The 21,516-nt window shown below is 42.7% G+C and carries 7 protein-coding genes; all 7 read left to right on the top strand.

Annotated elements, in window-relative coordinates:
• On the top strand, positions 1 to 1,536 hold a 1,536-nt coding region (locus tag AC50YO_RS21005; RefSeq protein WP_494850132.1), incomplete at its 5' end, for a condensation domain-containing protein.
• Between the two features lie 23 nt (positions 1,537 to 1,559).
• The gene (locus AC50YO_RS21000; RefSeq protein ID WP_494850131.1) at positions 1,560 to 11,033 is read left to right on the top strand and encodes a non-ribosomal peptide synthetase; all 9,474 of its coding nucleotides are present in this window, start codon (positions 1,560 to 1,562) and stop codon (positions 11,031 to 11,033) included.
• Between the two features lie 280 nt (positions 11,034 to 11,313).
• The gene (locus AC50YO_RS20995) at positions 11,314 to 14,844 is read left to right on the top strand and encodes a condensation domain-containing protein (RefSeq protein WP_494850130.1); all 3,531 of its coding nucleotides are present in this window, start codon (positions 11,314 to 11,316) and stop codon (positions 14,842 to 14,844) included.
• Positions 14,845 to 14,882: 38 nt separating this feature from the next.
• A complete protein-coding gene (locus AC50YO_RS20990) occupies positions 14,883 to 15,818 on the top strand; it encodes a CPBP family intramembrane glutamic endopeptidase (RefSeq protein WP_494850129.1) in 936 nt (311 codons plus the stop codon).
• A 13-nt stretch (positions 15,819 to 15,831) separates the two neighbouring features.
• On the top strand, positions 15,832 to 19,632 hold the full coding sequence (locus AC50YO_RS20985; RefSeq protein ID WP_494850128.1) for a non-ribosomal peptide synthetase family protein: 3,801 nt from the start codon (positions 15,832 to 15,834) through the stop codon (positions 19,630 to 19,632).
• A 57-nt stretch (positions 19,633 to 19,689) separates the two neighbouring features.
• Positions 19,690 to 20,391 carry a response regulator transcription factor gene (locus AC50YO_RS20980; RefSeq protein ID WP_494850127.1) on the top strand — a complete coding sequence of 234 codons (702 nt, stop codon included), beginning with the start codon at positions 19,690 to 19,692 and terminating at the stop codon, positions 20,389 to 20,391.
• Positions 20,381 to 21,460, top strand: coding sequence for a sensor histidine kinase (locus tag AC50YO_RS20975; RefSeq protein ID WP_494850126.1), 1,080 nt, complete (start codon positions 20,381 to 20,383; stop codon positions 21,458 to 21,460). Before AC50YO_RS20980 ends, AC50YO_RS20975 begins: the two co-directional genes overlap by 11 nt.
• Positions 21,461 to 21,516 lie beyond the last annotated feature (56 nt).

Below are 21,516 nucleotides of genomic sequence, written 5' to 3'. Positions count from 1 at the left end.
CAAGAGACAATTCGCCACTGCACCAGCCGGACGGAAATAGAACGTACGCCGACCGATTATGGAATTAATGGATACACGTTAGAAGACCTGGAGGATCTTAAGACGGAAGTATCCGAGAAAATCGGGCTTGAAGCCGTGGTTGCCGGAATCCATAGGCTGACCCCAATGCAGGAAGGCATGCTGTTTACTTATCTAAAAAATTCTTCTACGACAGCGTATGTGCTACAGACAGAATTTAAATTAAGGGGTATTGTACAACCTGAGTTGTGGCATGAAGTGTATACTCGACTACTTCAGCGGCATGAAGTGTTAAGAAGTGTCATCCATTATCACGGTATTCATCCAGCCCAAGTTATTTTGGATTATAAGGAACAGGCTATGGAATGGCATGATTGGTCCACAGATCAGGATGGGGAAGAACGTTATAAGCAAGAGCGAAACGCTAAGATCGAGCTTGGATTTAATCTTGCCAAGGGCCCACTGTTTGAAGTCAGCCTGTTTCAACTGGGGGAACATGATTTCAGATTAGTCACGACATGTCACCACATTATTCTAGATGGCTGGTCGCATGCACTGCTGCTAGAGGAAATGTTCGAAACATATCGTCGATTGGCTGAGGGAGAGAAGTTACAACTGCAGCAAACTGTTCCATATGAGAGTTATTTGCAATGGTTATTTCGTCAGGACTCTAATTTGGGAATTCAATACTGGCGATTGTTGCTTGAAGGTTACCAAGAGATAGCTGAGATCAGGGTTCCTTCTGACATAGCTCTTTTACAGTCGGCAGCTCATGAAGAAGAGACATATGGCAAGCTCGACAGGCAGTTAACTAATAGATTGAGAGAACTTTGTGCAAGTAGTGAAGTTACCTTCAATACGCTATGTCAGGCGGTTTGGGGACTGCTGCTTCAGAAGCATAATGGCATTTCAGACGTTGTATTCGGGGCTGTCGTATCTGGCAGACCGCCTGAAGTCGAAGGAATTGACCACATGGTCGGAAATTTCCTTAATACGATTCCAGTACGAGTTCAAGTTAATGAGGAGCAGACAGGCCTAGATTTGCTGAAAATGGTTCAGGAGCAAAGCCAGCAAGGAGGGCCTTACGAATATGTGCCGCTTGCAGATATACAGTTGCTCGTTCCTCAGGGGCAACAGTTAATTCGTACGGTTATGGTGTTTGAGAATTACCCGGTAGAGGAATTGGATAAAACTCTCAGTGATGATAGCCAGAAAACATTTTGTGTGGAGGAAGTCACAGGCCGTGAAATGACGGATTATGATTTAAGCATACTTTTTGTTCTAAAAGAAGAACTGACCTTTAGGTTGATTTATAAGAGTCAGGTGTATCCGGCGGTTTTAATAGAGAAAATAACAGGGCAACTGGCTATACTGTTTCGGGAATTGGCGGATCACCCTGAGTTAGTAACGAAGCACCTGGATATTGTTAGTGCACAGGAAAAAGAGGCAGCTGCTGCTCTTATGGAAGAATATGAGCAAGGCTTGAGGGAGCTTACTACGGTAGATTTTGAATTCTAGATGATATAAAAGGAGGACGGAATATGGAAAGCTCTATTATGGAAATACATTCGCTAGAGAAAATCAAAACGGCTAAGGAGTATTGGAGTTCCAGAATATCGAAGGAGCAATTCGAGAAGGTGATCATGCCAGATTCACATGGCGCATTGGATACAGGACAGGCCACGCTACAGTTGATTGCAAGCTCGAAACTTTGCGAGAAAATCACAGCAGTCAGCGGTCAGCAGGATCTGTTAGTCTATACGATTCTACTTTCTGCCTTACAGATTCAATGTTACCGATATACAGGTCGCAATACTCTGATTTTGATTCCAGTTTATCGAAAAAATGACAAGGATGCGCCAGGGGGAAACCTGGTGCTGCCTCTTCTTAGTGAGCTGTTGGATACCAAGAGGGTGAAGGAAGCATTAAGTGTCTGCAGGGAAGGTATGCTTGAAGCTTACAAGTATGGATTCTACCCAGTCAATGAAGTGGTTAGAAATGTTGATCCCAATGAAGATGTATTTAGTATCTGTCAAGTCAGTATAGGTATGGAGACGCTGCATGGTCTATCCGTATTAGATGAGATTGCAGCTTCTGTTCCACAGGGTATTCATGTTCGCATTCGAAAGGAAGCCCAGCAAATCGTCTTAGATGTAACGTATCCAGTCGGGATGTTCCAGAAGGAGCTGCTGCTTCGGTGGTTCGACTCCTATTTGGGGCTGTTGGAGCGAATGTTGGACAATCTTCAAGCTCAAGTGGGAACCCTGGAGCTTGTTACTGAGAAGGAAGCTAACCAGATTGTGCGGCAATTCAATGATACAGCTAGAGAATATCCTCGAGAATTGTCCATTCAGGAAGTATTTGAGGAGATAGCGATACGTTCATTAAACAAAGCAGCCGTCGTATCTGGCGGGATTACGTGGAGCTACGATGAGTTGAATAGTCGAGCGAATCAGCTTGCATGGCTGCTTAGAAGAAATGGGGTTACCCGGGATCAAGCAGTAGCTATTCTGTGTGATAAAAGCGTCGAGACGATTATGGCGAAACTGGCTGTGCTAAAAGCAGGGGGAGCTTATCTGCCTATCGACAAGGATTATCCAGAATCGCGTATCCGATATTTATTAGAGGACAGTGCGAGCTCGGTACTGATAGCCAATAAAGCGTTAGTACAATCTTTGAATCTGGAGGGGTTAACTGTAGAGCTGGTGGACCCCCAAGGAGAAGAAGTCCAGAAGGAAAGCAGGGCTAATCCACAAAATATCAGCCAACCAGAGGATCTAGCCTATGTGATATATACCTCAGGGACAACTGGAAATCCCAAAGGAGTATGTATATCTCAGCGGTCTGTCATAAAAAACACCCGGAATACGGACTATATTGAAATTCGTGAGGATGACCGCTTTCTGCAAGCAGGCTCATTATCGTTCGATGCGGCAGTGTTGCCCACCTGGCTTGCCCTGTTAAATGGAATTCCTCTTCATATCGAAGACGATGCGATAACCTTGAATTATTATGCATTTGAAAAGTATATTATCGAGCAGGGTATCACATTGACCGTTCTTCCGACCACCTTATTTAATCAGTTCAGTCAAGAGCGGATTGAAGCATTCGCGGGTATCCGTTATGTGGTAGCAGGAGGGGATGTCATATCAAGTCGGCAGGTGAGCCGTCTAGTGCAGAAGTACAACGGTCTTACGATTGTAAACGGATATGGTCCAACGGAGAATACAGTTATATCGACCAAGTATATGATCAAAGGATCGTGGGACGAACATCAACTAGTGCCGATTGGAACACCGGTCAGTGGTTCTACGGCTTATATTATGGATCGCCAGAACATGCTATTGCCAATTGGCGTAGCAGGTGAGTTATGTGTTGGAGGGGACGGTGTAGCCAGAGGCTATCTCAATAGGGAGGAGCTGACGCGGCAGAAATTTATTGATAATCCTTATGTTCTTGGCGAACGGTTATACAAAACCGGGGATTTAGTTCGCTGGCTTCCGGATGGCAATCTTGAATTCTTAGGACGAATTGATCAGCAGGTCAAAATTCGTGGCTACCGTATTGAACTTGGAGAGATTGAGAATCAGTTGGTCCGCCTGTCAGAGATTAAAGAAGCAGTCGTTGTAGAACATAAAGAGGCTAACGGAGATAGCTGCTTGTGTGCTTATGTCGTAGGCGAAATTGAAATCAAGCAGGATGAAGTTAAGGAGCATCTTAGAATAGAGCTTCCAGAGTATATGATTCCGGCTTTCATTGTTTACTTGGACAAATTTCCACTGACGCCGAATGGCAAGATCGATAAAAAAGCACTTCCTAAACCGGATAGCTTTGTTATGGAGTCAGAGTATATTGAGCCGCGTAACGACATGGAGTTGAAACTGGCGAAAATTTGGAGAGAAATATTGGACAGGCCGTGGATTGGTATCCGAGATTCATTCTTTGAAGCAGGTGGACATTCCTTAAAGGCTGTCACACTTTTATCCAGATTGTATCAAACCTTTCAAGTAGAGGTGCCTCTTTCACAAATCTTTGAGTACCCTACCATTGAACAATTGGCTGAATTTTTACAAATGAAAGAACTATCAAAGGACTCGAATTCTACAGGTGGCTACAAGGCTATTGATTCGGCACCTGAGAGAGACTATTATCCCGTAACCGGTGTACAGAAGAGAATGTACGCCCTGCAGCAAATTGATTTGGATAGTCGAAATTATAATATGCCGGGTGTTTTTAGAATAGACGGTCCTGTAGACCATGCACGACTTCATAAAGCGATCCTAGAGTTGATTAAACGACATGAATCACTGCGAACTAGTTTTCATGTGATAGAGGAAGAAGTTCTACAGAAAGTACATAGCCATTGTCATATTGATCTGGAGCAGTTTAGTATCCAAGGAAGTTTTGACTGTGTATATAAGGAAGTAGACCAAAGGATAGACCATTGGATTAAGCCTTTTGATCTGGGACAAGCTCCTTTAATTCGTTGTGCAATAATAGAGCTCGATAACTCCTCTTTTTTCCTGTTAGATATTCACCATATTGTCTCGGATGGTATATCTATGGGGATTCTTATGAAGGAACTTGTAGAAGGGTACGAAGGACTAACGCTTGCTCCTGCTCCTACTATCCAGTATAAAGATTATGCTTTTGCACAAAGCACTGAGCGTGCATCTGGAGCAATGAAGGAGCATGAATCCTACTGGCTCAATGCCTTAGAAGGTGAACTCCCTGTATTATCGCTTCCTACTGACGGCAAACGGTCTGCCGGACAGCTGCCAAAAGGGGATATTGTTGTAGTCACTATGGGCAGGGATATGACAAAGGGTATAAAGCGAATTTTGAAGCAGACCGGGAGCACTAAATATATGTTTTACTTAGCTGTATTTAATATTATGTTATCAAAATACAGCGGTCAGAATGATCTGATTATTGGAAGTCCAATGGGAGGACGGGCCTCCGAGGCACTAGATCAAATAGTGGGAATGTTCGTTAATACTCTGCCAATACGCAGCCAGCTTACCCCTGATTTGACGTTTCAGGAGCATTTACAGGATGTGAAAACTAATGTCGTGCAGGCCTTTGTCCACGGAGAGTTTGAACTGGACCTGCTAATTGACAAGCTTAATGTAAAGAGAGAGAAAAATCGCAATCTGATGTTTGACGTACTCTTCTCGGTGGAAACGCTTGAAGCTGATCAATTAATGATGGGAGATCTGAAACTATTCAGATACGATTTGCCAATGGATCTCATCAAATTCGATCTCTCGCTTGACGTGTTTCAGGATGAGAAGGAGGAAAAAGATGCCTTACTTCAGTTTAACTATAATGTCCACCTCTTCAGGAAAGAAACAATTGAACGCTTTGCTGCTAGTTTTATAACAATTGTCGAGCAGGTTTTGGCTCGTCCTTCAATTTTAATTGGTGAGATTGATCCGGTATCCATGTCAGAACGTAAGCTTCTGAATCAATGGAACGGGGCACGGACCATATTGTTGGAAGAAGCAACATTGCAGAAACGATTTGAACGTCAGGTTGCTCTAACACCAGATGTTCTAGCCGTAAGCGATGGATGCTGCAGTTATACCTACGCTGAGATAAATAAGATGGCGAATAGTCTTGCTGAGATTCTTAAGGAAAAAGGCGTTCGCAGAGAAAGCATTGTAGCAGTTATGGCAGGGAGATCGGCAATTACGGTTATAGGAATCCTGGCCATTATCAAGGCTGGAGGTGCTTATCTACCTATTGATAGAGATTATCCTACGGAACGAATAAATTACATGCTTGCGGATAGCGCTACAACACTTTTGTTGACTCAAGGGTGTTTATTCTCGGATATTGATTTCAGCGGCGAAATCATAGATATGAGCGACGAAAACTTGTATGTTCGATCAGTGGGAAATCCGAATATCGGAAGTGTTGGAAGTGATCTGCTATATATTATTTATACATCGGGAACAACAGGCAAGCCGAAAGCAGTAATGGTAGAAAACCATAGTGTGGTCAATATTGCCGAAAGTTGGATTCGAGACTATCGATTGAAAGAAATGAAAGTTAAGCTACTACAGATGGCGAGTTTTTCTTTTGATGTTGCTACTGGAGATCTATGCCGTGCGTTGCTTAGTGGCGGAGAGATGATCCTGTGTCCTAAGGAACTTCGGTTGGAGCCTGAGTTGCTATATAACCTGATAACTGGAGAAGGTATCACTATTTTCGAATCTACTCCGGGATTGATTATTGCATTCATGGATTATGTTTACGAGAATAACTTGCCACTCGACTCTCTTCAATTGCTAATTCTTGGATCAGATCTTTGTCCCGCGGAGGATTTCAACTTACTATACGAGCGGTTCGGACGCAGCATGCGCATAATTAACAGTTATGGAATAACGGAGACAACGATTGATTCCAGTTTTTATGAATTAAAGGACGAACAGCGAGTTGATACGGTCAATGTGCCAATCGGTAGGCCTATGCTAAATACGAACTTCCATATACTTAATGACCGATTGCAATTAGTACCTATCGGGGTATATGGCGAATTATACATTGGAGGCAAGGGGGTAACGAGAGGCTACCTTAACAATGATGGGTTAAATGCAGAAAGGTTCTTAGAGCATCCTCTTGAGGGGAGAATTTACAAGACCGGAGACATGGCACGATGGCTTCCAGATGGCTATGTTGAGCTCATGGGACGTATCGATGAACAAGTGAAAATTAGGGGCTATCGGGTAGAATTGGGTGAAATCGAGAGTCAGCTGTTGAAGCATGGGGCGTGCAAGGAAGCAGTTGTCATTGTGAAGACCCATTCGGATAAAGGTCAGGATTTGGTGGCATTTATATCTGGCAGTAGCCGTTCTGTACAAGAAATCAGGGATCTTCTTCTTTTAGAATTGCCGGATTATATGTTGCCTGCCGTCATTGTTAAGTTAGAGCGTATGCCTCTGACGTTAAATGGTAAGGTAGATAGAAAAAGTCTGGGCGAAATGGACGTGGATGTAGAGCGGTTTTTGTCTTATAAAGCTCCCACGGACAAGCTGGAGCTTAATCTGGTCTCGTTATGGAGCAAGGTGATGGGGAATGAAAAAATTGGAGTAAGTGATGACTTTTTCCATATCGGTGGGCATTCCTTGAAAGCTGTGGCATTGGTTTCGAGCATCAACAAGGAGTTGGGCATAAAATTAAAAGTGGCTGACCTATTTGAAAAACCGACCATCGAGTTGCTGGCACCTTACATACGCGAATTGCAGAATCAGGTGCTGGAGAAAAGGCGGGAGGAAGAGATCAAGGCGGCAGGAAACAAGCCCTATTATGAAACGTCGTCCGTCCAGAGACGAATGTATACGATCCAACAGATGCAGCCTGACAGTACGCATTATAACATGCCGGATGTATTTAGTGTTGATAATCATTTAGATCCAATGAAGCTCGAGGAAGCTTTTAGGACATTGATTCAAAGGCATGAATCATTCCGTACTTCTCTCCATGTCATCGAGGGAACTATCGTTCAGAAGGTTCATGAATATGTGGAGTTTGAACTCGATTACATCCGAATGGCCGGGAATGTAGCAGATAACATGAAAAAGGCAGAGCATGAGCTGCAGAAGCACGTCCTCCCCTTTGATCTGGGTTGTCCTTTGTTGATGAGGGTTGCTTACCAGCAGTGGGATGATGCAGGAATGCTGCTTATCGATACTCATCATATAATCGGGGATGGGATATCGACTTCCATTATATTAAGAGAGTTAGCCGAATTGTACAAAGGCGCCACGCTGCCAGAAGTTCGCATTCAGTATAAAGATTATGCCGAGTGGCAACATGCGCAGTACGAATCGGGTCAGATGGAATCCCACGAGTTATTCTGGATGGATATGCTATCTGGTGAACTTCCGATTCTAGATCTACCTACGGATGAGAAGAGACTTGCTGCACCAAATTATGAAGGCAAAATAGAGAGGTTTACTCTGGATAAGGAATTAGCGCAATCTGTACGCGATGCGATGCGGAGAACAAGGACGACTCCGTTCCAGTTCTTGTTTGCTGCCTATCACATCTTGCTTACCAAATATACTGGGCAGGAAGAGATTATCATTGGAAGCCCGGCATCAGGAAGAACACAGGACAGTCTGTACGATACAGTGGGCATGTTCTTGAATACCCTTCCTCTTCGGAACACAGCACTCTCGAACTTGTCATTCGTATCTTTTTTGGAAGAAATCAAGCATTGTACGCTCGCTGCGTTCGAGCATGAAGGCTATGATCTGGAGAAAGTATTGGCGGGTCTGTCTTTGCAGCATGAGGCAAGCCGAAATCCATTATTCGATGTGATGTTTACACTGCAGAATATGGATTCGACTGAATTACGGCTTGGAGATGCGCTATTGACAGGTTTATTGGCCGAGCAAAATACATCTAAGTTTGACCTCTCTCTCTTCATCTTTGCAGATGAGTACGGGAATGAACTGTCTGGCTTGTTCGAATACAAGACTTCGCTCTTCAAGCAGGAAACTATTCAAAGAATGATCCGTCACTTTATCAATATTTTAAGGGTCGTAACTTTGGATACTAATATAAAAATTGGAAATATAAATTTGTTGATGGATGAAGAGGAAGAAGAGCTTCGTTTGTTTCAAGGCAATGAGCAACCGCTTGCGAATGACAGTACTTTAACCGCGAGTTTCTTGGAACAAGTCATCAAGACGCCACATGCAGTAGCAGTACATGACAAGAATGGCAGCTTGACCTATGAAGAACTAAACAATAGGGCTAATCAAATAGCAGTGAAGCTGAAAGAGAAAGGAGTTTTTGCCGGTCAAGCTGCAGGTATTATGATGGAACGTTCGATCAATAGCGTATTGGCCGTGTTGGCGGTACTAAAGGCTGGCGGTGTCTGTCTTCCGATCAGCAGTGATTACCCGCAGGGGCGAGTGGATTATATCTTGAAGGATAGTGGGGTTCGACTTGTTATTACGCAGGAATCATTCCGTCATCAAATTCAAGAGGTCAATCCACAAATCGATATTTTAAATTTAGATCAGGAGATGTTTTTTGATGAGGAAGTGTGCCTAGAGGATGTTAACCGCGCGGGAGATCCTTCCTATATTATTTACACCTCAGGAACGACTGGAAAACCTAAAGGGGTTGTTCAGACCCACCGAACGATTCTGAATCTAGTGTGCGACTCCTTTGGTCATTCTCCGATCGATTTCTCGGATAAAATTATCCAGTTCGCCACTATAGGATTTGATGTCTACTTTCAGGAGGTTTTCTCCGCACTACTTAATGGTGGACAGTTATGCATCATAGATGATGTAGAGAAGAAGGATATCAAGGCATTGTTCTCCTTTATAGAGACACACCGAATTGAGGTTATCTTTCTGCCCACTGCTTTTTTAAAATATATTTTCAGTTCTGTCGCATACAGCAGCAAATTCCCGAGAGAGATTAAACATATTGTGACAGCCGGTGAAGCACTCGTTCTTTCAGAGCTATTGCAGGCATACCTTCGGGAAACGGGCGTCTTGTTACACAATCATTACGGGCCATCTGAAACTCATGTTATTACAACCTATGTGCTTGATCCATATGGTCATCTCCCGATAATGCCTCCAATCGGCAAACCGATTAGAAATCATACCTTGTATATTCTAAACAGCAGCATGCAGTTGCAGCCAGTCGGCATTCCAGGTGAATTGTATGCAGCGGGAGACGGTTTAGCTCTCGGCTATTTGAACAACGAGCAACTGACGGCAGAACGCTTTATTAATAGTCCATTCCGTTCAGATGAAATCTTATATAAAACGGGTGACCTAGCTAAATGGTTACCGGATGGGAATATCGAATATATGGGCCGAATTGACCGACAGGTCAAAATTAGGGGCTTCCGAGTAGAACTCTCAGAGATCCAAGAGCAGCTAATAAGCTATCCAGGTGTTCAGGAAGCGATTGTGTTAGTAAAGGAAGATGGAGAACTTCCTTATCTGTGTGCTTACTATATTGACGAGGAACAAGTAGATCCCATAGAACTGAAAAAAGCATTGGCCCATGAACTGCCCGCATACATGGTTCCTACGTATTTGTTCAGAATGGAAGAGATGCCTATGACATCTAATGGCAAAGCGGATCAAGCGCGGTTATTGGATATGGTCGATCTGCGGAGCCAACGATTAGGTGAAATGCCAACTGGAACGGAAAGTGAGGAACGTGTAGCGGAAGTCTGGAAGGAAATATTACGAAAAGAACATATTGATTACCAAGACAACTTCTTTGATATTGGAGGCAATTCGATTCTTGTACTAAGCATGTTGTCGAAATTGGACGAGATGTATCCAGATAAGGTACGGGTGGCCGATATATTCGCGAATCCTACCATCTTTAAGCTAGCACAGTTCCTAGCCGATGCAGAGGAGGAAGCGAAGCCCCAACTGGTCCACCTTCAAGGAATAGTTCTACCTTCAGAATATTACGTTAACGGAGTCGGTGGAGAGAACGCGATTTTCCATTATGAAATTGTTGGAGAGGTTTATGGGAAGCTGAAGGCGATGGCAGAGAAAGAAGGATTGAGCATTGAAGGAATACTGCTTTCGGTGGAAGCCTTTATGCTGAACAAATGGTTTGGAGTTGAGACTGCAACTCTTTATGCACCGTTTGGAAGGGACGGTACCATCGCAAATATAAAGTTTGATGTCACTATTCTTCGAAATTTCAATGAATTGTTCCAAACCGTGCGTGATGGAATTGAGGGTAACAGCCATCAATGGGGGCTAGTACCGGAAGGAATATCACAAATCATTAAAGAGCATCAAACGATTCTTCCTCTTTTACACAGACATATGGAGGTGGGAGAAGAAAAGCGACTGAAACGGATATTTGAATGGATGATTCAGGTGGAAGATACCGGGGGGGAAATAAGCTTAACCTGTCGTTTCAACCCAGAGAAGCTTGAAAAGATGAAGGTCAAAGAGTTATTTGATACATTCGTGAAAACAACAAACACATTGATTAATAGATATTAAATCGGGTTTGTATAGAAGATGTGGAGATTGCTTGCTACAATTCGTCTGATCAAATCGTGTTCTCTGGTAATACAGCAGATCTGCCTATTGCAGAGGCCCGGCTTTAAGCACTAAGGGCGAGCGTTACACAGCTTAAAGGAAGTGCTCCGTTCCATCATCATTTGATGGAACGGGTTGCTGTGCTGCTGAAGGAACTAATCAAGAAATCCGTTCCGCTATCGAATTGCGGACTCGAATGCTTATGTAGGCTATCTAATATAAGAAGGATGGATGGATATTCATGATTGACTTCGATGATTTTGATTTGCTGCCTGATGATGTACAGAGTTCAGAACAAAGGGTACCGATCCGTTCCAAGGATATTGCTATTGTTGGCATGAGTTTTCAACTTCCCGGCAGTACTGAAATAGAACAATTTTGGAAGATTGTCAGTGAAGGTGAAGATTGTATTACCGGTATACCGGAGGGTAGGAAGACGGATCTACAACGATATTTTACATACATGGGCCAGGAGGAACTTAAATTTTGTGAGATGGCGTATTTAAAGGACATAGACAAGTTTGATCACCTGTTCTTTCAAATGTCCCCAAAGGAAGCAAATCTTATGGATCCGAATCAGCGGTTATTCCTTCAGACCGCTTGGCAGGCGATAGAGGATTCCGGATACGGAGGGGATTTGCTCAAAGGCAGTCGTACAGGTGTTTATGTCGGTTATTGTCATCCTGTTATCGGAAGTTATATGGATCTAATTCGAAACGTTCAACCAGGGAATATCTCTGCGGCCATGATCGGCAACATGCCCTCGATGATACCGAGCCGTATCGGATATATGATGGATTTTCATGGTCCAAGTTATTATGTCGATACGGCTTGCTCTTCTTCGTTAGTCGCTCTTCATCAAGCGATTCAAGGCATTCGCTCCGGGGATTGTGAGATGGCAATTGCAGGTACTTCTGAACTCGTTGTATTTCCTGTAGAGACAGTGCAGAAGATGGGAATCGAATCAGGTACGAACCGTACGCGGTCTTTTGATGATGCTTCGGACGGAACGGGTGTAGGCGAGGGGGTAATTGCCCTGGTACTTAAGCCGCTGGACAAGGCACTTGAGGATAAGGATCATGTTTATGCAGTAATTAAAGGGACTGCGGTCAATCATGATGGAAGTTCTATAGGCATGACAGCACCCAATGCCGTAGCGCAGGAAGATGTGATAACCCAAGCATGGAATGATGCCGAAATCGCCCCCGAATCAATCTCCTATATAGAAGCCCATGGAACAGCTACGAACCTTGGAGATCCGATTGAAATTGATGGAATAAATCGAGCCTTTCAGAGGTTCACAGCGAATAAGCAATTTTGTGCTGTTAGCGCGCTGAAATCAAATATCGGTCACCTCGGAGCAGCGGCAGGACTGGCAGGCGTAGTCAAGGCGGTACTCTCCTTGCGTAAGGGAACTATTGCTCCAATTGTTCATTTGAAAATGCCGAATCGGAAAATTGATTTTGAGAATTCATCGGTTTATGTAAACGATATGTTATTGGAGTGGGATAATCCGCATGGACCGAGACGTTGCGGGGTTAGTTCATTCGGACTCAGTGGGACAAATTGTCATGTGGTATTGGAAGAGGCACCGATTGTGGAACACGAACACGAGGAGAACCGTCACGAGCTTCTGGCTCTATCTGCCAAGTCAAGAATCGCTCTGCAACGTCAGAAGGAGAACTTTATGCAGTTACTGAGCGATGGCGAAAGTGATCTGGCAGATATTTGCTACACGGCAAATACGGGAAGAGGACATTATGCTTTTCGTCTAGCGGTTGTGGGAGATTCGAAGCAGTGCTTATTTAAAGCTCTTGAAGAGTGGGTGATAGGTGAAGATAATTTAGCTCATGGAGGGACAGAAGTTCCATTCAGAAAAGAAGAGATTCAGAATAAGCTGCGTCATATAGCAGATGGTGGAAGCGCCAGAGAGGATCATCTCCAGGAGATAGCTGATTACTACATAAAGGGTGCCAGAGTAGACTGGATGTTGCTTTATGCAAAAGAAGCACGCCGGAGAGTACGAATACCCTATTACCCGTTTGATCCTATCCGCTGTTGGATGGATATTCCGGAGAAAACAGGAGAGCACCGCCTGCAAATAAATGCTAATGCCGGGATACAGGCTCCTAAGGTGCATTTAAAGGGAAGGGCTGACGATGTTTATACGGAGACCGAGCAAGTACTGGCTGATATTTGGGGATATGCGCTTGGTTATCTGGAGATTGGAATTAAGGATAATTATTACGAGCTTGGGGGCGATTCCGTAATTGGTCTTCAACTGATAAATGAAGTTCGGAGCCGATTCATGACGTCTGTCTCAATGAGTGACCTTTTGGCTTCCCAGTCGATTGAGGAGATGGCTGTGAAGATAGAATTACGTCGCAAAGAAGATAGAAAGCAAAATTACAATGAAATTATTCCAACTGAGGAACGTTTGCATTATCCATTATCCTCGGCCCAGAAGAGGATGCTGATCACTGGTTTGCTGGAAGGAGCTCATACGGCTTACAACATGTATGGAGCTTGCATACTGGATGGCGAATTGGATCTACCGCGCTTTGAAAATACTTTGAATAAAATGGTTCAAAGACATGAGTCTTTACGAACCTCCTTTGAACTTATTCAGGGAGAGCCCGTCCAGATCATCCATTCAGCCCTGAATGTTACTCTGCCTGTGAAGAAGGGGCATGAAGAAGAAATTGAAGATCGCTTCCAGAAGTTCATTCAACCATTTGACTTCGCGATTGCTCCTTTGTTCCGCTGTGAGATATTGCAGATTACCAAATATAGGCATGTGTTTATGTTTGATATGCATCATATTATTACAGACGGGTATTCCATAGGAATCTTCGTTGATGAGTTCATGAAGTTCTATCACGGTGAGGAACTGCCGGATATTAAGGTACAGTACAAGGATTTTTCTGTATGGCAGGAAGGGTATTTGGAATCTGAGGAGATGATCGGACAAGAGCGTTATTGGCTTGAAACCTTCTCGGGAGATCTACCGGCACTTGCCTTACAGACTGATTATTCAAAGTCTTCTGAAGTTGACTATAGCGGAGATTCCGTTTTGATTCTACTCTCTGAGCAACTTACAAGCTCACTTAAAGCGTTAGCACTTTTACAAAAAACTACTTTGTATAACGTTCTGCTGGCATCCTATAATACTCATTTGATGAAACATACGGGGCAGAATGACATTGTCGTAGGATCTGCAAGTTCAGGCAGACGCTTAGCGGAATGCGAGCCGATCATCGGTATGTTTGTAAATATGCTGGCTATGAGGAATTATCCAAATGGGGATAAATGTTTTATCTCCTTTTTAGAGGAAGTGACACAGCAATCGATCAGAGCTTTCGATGGACAGGATTATCCATTCGAGCGACTTGTGAATAAGTTGGGCCGTGAGAGGAATCAGGAGAAAGGTCTATTATTCGATACTACTTTTACCCTGCAGAATCTCCCAACGAAAGATTTTGTATTGGAGGATTTGAAGGTTTCGTCGCTGGAGTATCAGGTAAGCCAATCACCTTATGCGATTTCTCTAATCGTATTCGAGCAAAACGGTCACTTGAAGCTTAGCTTTGAATACCAGACGGCTTTGTTTCGTCATCGTACAATAGAGTGGTTTGGGCAGCAGTTTGTCGAGGTGCTAGAGCAAATCGTTGCGACTCCTCTCATTCCATTGAAAGAGATTGAGGTTTCTAGTCCTTATATAACAGCAGACACCAATCCCATAAAGCAAGCAGATATCATGTTTGATTTTTAATTTGCACGACTTAATTGATAGGTGGAGGGTTTGTATTCATGAAGAATAGCTCAAGCGCATTGAAAACTTTCGGCGGAATTATTCTGTTGTTCATAGCTTCCTTTGTTATCATTAATGGGATGAATATGGGGATTCATAGTCTATTTCAAATGTATTATACAATGTCCAATGGTGTATCTGACTCCCAGATGTCACAGGAGCAGATTGGCATGGCTGTAATGAATAATCCTCTTTTCCTATTATCAACTTCTTTATCTAATATATCCTTTTTAGCGTTGTTGTTTTTTTATTCAAAAAAAGTGAATAACCAGAATCTTATGGCTGAGTTTCGCAAAGATTCGTTCAAACGTAACAGTTCACTGTTCAGGAAAGGCATTATTATTGCACTAGTTACTATGTTTGTTTTTCTTGCATTTGGCATGCTCACGAATGTAATTGCCTATTCTAAAGCGGAGTCACTAAATAACCTCAATAGTACGTTTGCAACCTTCATGGCTAGCGGTATTGTCTTCAGTGTTGTTACAGGATTTTATGAAGAGATTTTCTTCCGCGGGTATATCCTGAATCGTCTTCTGAAATGGAATCGGAAGTCTGCGATTTATATCTCTTCCTTTATTTTCATGATGTCCGAAGTTCCAAATATCATTAAGCCCTTGGATTTACTTGGGATATTTCTTACTGGTATTTTCTTTGGCTATTTATATATGACAACAAAAAATTTATTTATCACAGCGGGCATTCACTCCACACTTCATTTTTTGCTGCTGAACGTCGTAACGCTTCAGAAATACGATTACGGGCTTCCTACACTACTCACATTCGAGTCCCAAGGTAACGTTATGTTATTTAATGTTGAAATTGCTACGTCTACGGGCATCTGTACGGCTTTTGTAAACATGGTGTCTATCTTGATTTTGTTCGCTTATAACAAGAGAAAGAAAGCTAGCGTGAAAAATGCGGAAGTCAGTGTTTAGAGGAGGAGAACACATGCACGAAAAAGATAGCGGAGTCGGTATTTTGAAGAAAAGCGATACAGAACGACTATATTGGGATCAGCAGTTATCCGGTGCTGGGGGCAAGGCGTCATTTCCCTATGATCCGATACAAGAAGAAGTTGCAATTTTGGTGAGAGAGAGCATTTCTGTTTCACTTTCTACGGAGGCAACCGAAGGGTTGGGACGGCTAAGTGGCGGCTCTCCTTATAAAATGCATCTGTTGCTAGTAGCCATCATGCAGATTATGCTGTATAAATATTCCGGTCTTAAGGATATTATTATTGTCTCGCCTATTTATAAACAATCAAGAGAAGGAATATTTATCAATACCCTGCTCCCTTTTAGATCTGATGTTAAAGGGGATATATTATTCAAAGATCTGCTGCTAACGGTTCGTGATGTAGTCAAGGATGCTGTTGATAATCAAAATTTCCCTTTAGAGAAAACCTATTTCGAAAGAAATTCAAATGGAGGAGGAATTTCGGTTCCATTACCAGATGTAATGCTTCTGGTTGACGATATTCATGACAAAACCTACGTCGAGCATTTGAACTGCCCTTTGACGTTCATTTTCTCCGTAGTCGGAGAAGACGTTAGGTTTAGCATTCAATATGCGCCTCGACTGTACAGACAATCGTCGGTGGAGCGGATTGCTCAAAGTCTGGACTTCTTGATCGGACAGATTAGCCTGAGTCCATATGCACCGATCAAGAATCTTGGAGCAATTCCGGCTGATCTATACGATAGAATATTACATAAATTTAACCACGACACGGAGAGGCCAACTGTGGATCTGCTGTTACATGAGCTGTTTGAGCGGCAGGCATTATTGACTCCGGAAGTTACAGCGGTCTTAGCTGGGGCCACATCGGTTACTTACAAGGAGCTTAACCGACAAGCTAATCGACTAGCCGTGACGTTGCGCTCTCGAGGGCTGCGTACAGGCGAATTAGTAGGTATCATGGTGGAGCCGTCAATCGGGTTGGCAGTTGGATTATTAGCTATTCTAAAAGCAGGTGGTGCATACGTTCCGCTTGATCCCAGTTACCCAGAAGATCGGTTGTCTTTCATGATCGAGGATTGTAAGCTTGCAGTCATATTAACAGAAGATGCGTATGTTAGCCGATTCGACGACTGGGGACAAGTTGTAAACGTAGACGATTCGGAGTGTTATGTAGGCTTAGGAGAGAACCTTGGCCTGGCACAGAAGCAAGAGGAGCTTGCGTATCTTATCTATACCTCTGGATCAAGTGGTAGGCCCAAAGGAGTCATGATCGAACATCGGACTGTATCCCGGACGATGCTATGGCGCAAGGACGAGTATGGCTTCGCTCCAGGGGATATCGTGCTGCAACTTGTGTCATATTCATTTGATGGCTTTGTTGGTGGCTTCTTTGCTCCGCTTCTGGCAGGTAGCGCTGTCTTGTTGTTGAACTCTAATGAAATTAAGAATCCAGTGGCATTGCGATTGCAAATTCGCGGAAAGAAGATTACCCGCCTGCATGGCGTTCCTGCATTAATCAACCTCATTATGGATGGCATTGGGCAAGATGATGTACAGAACATTAGGACTATTACTGTAGGGGGAGACAGGACGCCGTCGAGCCTGATTGAGCTATGCAATGAATATGGTATCGAATTAGTCAACGAATATGGTCCAACAGAAAATACGATCGTCTCGACCATTCTTCGGAATATGAGCATTGCTAATCAGGCGAAGATTGGCAGGCCGATCCATGATACGTTGATTTATATTCTTGATGAGGATGATAATATCTGTCCTCTAGGGGTTAATGGTGAACTGTGCATTTCCGGCGGACGATTGGCTCGGGGGTACTGGAATCGTCCCGATCTGACGGCTGAGAAATTCGTGTCCAACCCGTTCAGGATGGGAGATCGGTTGTATCGTACTGGAGATTTAGCAAGATGGTGTGAGGATGGAACTATCGATTTTGCTGGGCGCAAAGATGATCAGGTTAAGATTCGTGGATTTCGCATCGAGCTTGGAGAGATTGAAGCGAGAATTTTAGATTATCCTGGTATAAAAAATGCGGTAGTAATTGATAGAGAGGACTTGGAGTTGAATAAGTATTTATGTGCTTATTATGTTGCTGAGAGCTCTGTGACGAACACTGCACTGGCAAGTTATTTGACTGCCGTGCTGCCTCATTATATGATTCCCTCTTGCTGTATCCAAATGTCAGAGTTTCCACTCACAGCTAATGGTAAAATAGATAGAAAAGGGTTTCCTGAACCAAAGTTTAATGAGAGCGGGTCACAGGAATATGTGGCACCAAGGAATGAGACTGAGAGGCAAATTGCTGAGCTATGGAAGGAGTTGCTTCGACAAGAACAAGTTGGAATTGATGATAATTTCTTCTCCATTGGCGGTGATTCCCTGAAGGCAATCCGATCAGCCAGTCTTTTGTCCGAACGTTTTCAGATAGCGATTAATGACATTTATAAGTATCAGACGATCAGGAATCTTGCAAAGAGCATCGAGACAACTAGCATGGACTTATCATTCCAACTGAAGCAGGCAAAAGAAGGTTGGCTTTCTCAGGAAAACCAAAGAAATGATGCGTTAATTGAAAAAAATATCGAAGCTCAATACAATGAGTATAAGAAAAAAATGGAACGATATACTGACATGAATCTTAACGAGAAAAAGAGTTACCGCCATGTTTTTCTTACTGGTGTCACGGGTTATGTAGGCATATACATACTGAGGGAGCTTTTACTCTCAACCGATAGCACAGTCACAGTATTGGTTCGGGGGCGGGACACATATGAGGCGGAAGAGCGATTAAGACAGAAGCTTTCCTTTTACTTCGGAGGATTATTTCAGGAGTATATTGCAAAGCGTATTGTAGTTTTAGCTGGCGATATTATGGAAGAAAATCTTGGACTTGGCGAACAAGAGTACGAGAAACTTTCAGGGGACATTGATTGCATTATACACTCGGCAGCTTTTGTTAAGCATTATGGGGATTATAAAACATTCCATGCGATTAATGTTCAAGGAACCCGTCATGTAATCCAATTAGCACTGAAGGGAACTAAAAAAGATTTTCATCATATCTCGACAACGACTGTCAGCGACGGAGTAATTCCCGGAATTGCCGCTAGCCTGTTTACGGAGTTTGATGTAGATTCGGGCCAGGTTTCTAACAGTTACTATTCACAAACCAAGCTTGATTCTGAAAAGATAGTTCTCGCTGCCGCAGCGGATGAACCTTCATTATGTGTGAACATCTACCGTCTTGGCAACGTATCTTTTCAATATGACTCAGGCTCGTTCCAAGAGAACATGGAGGATAATGCTGTCTACAAAACATTCAAATCATATCTGGGTATGAATGCATTTCCGGCTATGGAAATGAAAAGTCTCAATTTCTCCTTTGTTGATCAACTCGCACGCGCAATTGTTATGTTGTATGACAAAAAGGCATTTAAAGGTGAGATTCACCATATTTATAATCCCAATCTGGTTTCATTAGAAGATATGGCTTTGTGGTTGAAGGATGTTTATCCTAATATAGAAGTATTGCCCTTTGGGGATTTTATTGATTACGTTAATACTCATCTGCACGACCCAGATGTAAGACCATACATTGATCAAGTATTAATTTATATGGTGAATGGGAAGCAAGAACAGAGCACGGAGTGGACAATTCTTAATGAAAGAACAATAGAATTGCTTACTCGTCTAGGTTTTCATTGGGGCACAATGGACCGTGATGCTGTAAGGCGTATGACAAGTTATTGGCGTAAAATGAATTTTTTAGCTTGAGGACCAGGAGGTTTCCCTTTTAAGGGAAACCTCCGCCATTTAGGAGGGAAATCGAAGGTGGAACAGGAAACGATACTCATCGTTGATGATGATCCAGATATTGTAGAATTTATTAAAGTGTTTTTAGGTAAGGAAGGTTATAGGACAGTGATTTCCAACAGTGGCACTGATGCTTTGAAAAAGTTGCTATGTCATGAGATTCGTATGGTCATCCTTGATATTATGATGCCGGATCTCGATGGGGTAGAGGTATGCAGAAGAATTCGGGAACATTACAATATTCCTATTATTATGCTAAGTGCAAAATCGACTGACTTGGACAAAGTTGTTGGACTTAGTGCCGGTGCGGATGACTATATGATTAAACCGTTCAGTCCAATCGAACTAACGGCCAGAGTTAAGGCTCAGTTTCGAAGGTATACTTACCTGAACCACAGGTTAGAAGCCGCTTCCGAAGATCATATCATCCGAATTAAAGGGTTGCAAATCGATGTCCGTTCTCGTGCAGTGACAGTTTACGGAAACGTAGTCAAATTAACAAAAACGGAATATGAGATTCTCCTTTTATTGGCTCTGCATGTGGGTCAAGTGTTTACTTTGGAGGAAATTTACAAAAAAGTATGGAAAGATAAGTATTTTGAGGGGAATAATACGGTGATGGTCCATATCGCTAGATTAAGAGAGAAGATTGAGGATAATCCAAGGGAATCTAAAATTCTGAAAAATCTATGGGGAGTAGGATATAAAATTGAGAGTTAATTGGCGCATAGGAATTCGTTTTAAATTTCTTTTGATTTTCGCCGCCAGCGTTATAGCTGCTGGCCTTTCAATTATTGTAATACAGAACCTATTGTTACAGAGCATATTGTTGGCATTTGGGGATCTAGCTAGGTGGGAAGAGAGGTACTCCTTCGTTTATTTTTCCATTTTTGTAGTTTTAACATTTTTATTTTTCTATATTTTTTCTATAAAAATTATTCGACGCATCGAGCATATCAATAAATGCGTTAATCAGATGAGAGAAGGTAATATAAATATTCGCATAGAGATGGAGACTAGAGATGAAATCGGGAATCTAGCGCGAGGAATTGATGCGATGGTGCAGAGCTTGAAGGAATCGATGGAGAGAGAAAATCAGACTGAAAATATGAAGAATGAAATGATAGTTAGCATCTCACATGACTTGAGAACTCCAGTAACCTCGCTAATCGGCTACATGGAGCTAGTTAAAATCAATATTGAAAATGATGTTTTAACCTGTATAAATTATGTGGATATATGTAAAAAAAAGTGCGATGAGTTAAAAAACCAAATTCAAGATCTGATGGATTATTGTCATATAAACTTTCGCGGGGGAGGCTTGGACAAGGAGAAGGTTGGAATGAAGGAGTTACTCCAACAAGTCATGATTGATTTTGTTCCCCAATTAGAGAAGGCGGACATGAGGTTTACGATTGAGAGCCACGGGGGGGAATTTCAAGTAGAAGTGGATACCTCTTTAATGGTTCGATTATTGCAGAATATAATCAGTAATGCTATTTTTTATGGTTATTCGGGTAAAGAAATTAATATTCGCCTATTAAAGAAGGATGATAAAGTCATTGTGCAAATTGCTAATTATGGCAAGGCAATTCCTCCTGAGGACCTGCCTTATATATTTGAGAAATATTATCGTGGCGAGAAGTCGCGGAATACGAATACAGGTGGAAAAGGAATGGGGATGGCGATTGCAAAAAGCATCGCAGAAATTCATGGAGGAAGTATTTCTGTAAATAGTACCGTAGAAGAGACCGTATTTTCTGTAGTTATCCCAACAGGTAAATTGTAAGAAAGTTGTATGTTTTTATTTCATAAATGATAATATTTGCCATGTATACTGGTAAG

This window comes from Paenibacillus sp. J22P59 (assembly GCF_059383895.1).
The sequence above is the reverse complement of the archived record's forward strand: the minus strand, read 5'-3'. Positions and strand labels throughout refer to the sequence as shown.

Excerpts from the sequence above, each read along its gene's own strand:
- AC50YO_RS21000 (WP_494850131.1), top strand. The coding sequence starts at position 1,560 with ATGGAAAGCTCTATTATGGAAATACATTCGCTAGAGAAAATCAAAACG.
- AC50YO_RS20995 (WP_494850130.1), top strand. The coding sequence starts at position 11,314 with ATGATTGACTTCGATGATTTTGATTTGCTGCCTGATGATGTACAGAGT.
- AC50YO_RS20990 (WP_494850129.1), top strand. The coding sequence starts at position 14,883 with ATGAAGAATAGCTCAAGCGCATTGAAAACTTTCGGCGGAATTATTCTG.
- AC50YO_RS20985 (WP_494850128.1), top strand. The coding sequence starts at position 15,832 with ATGCACGAAAAAGATAGCGGAGTCGGTATTTTGAAGAAAAGCGATACA.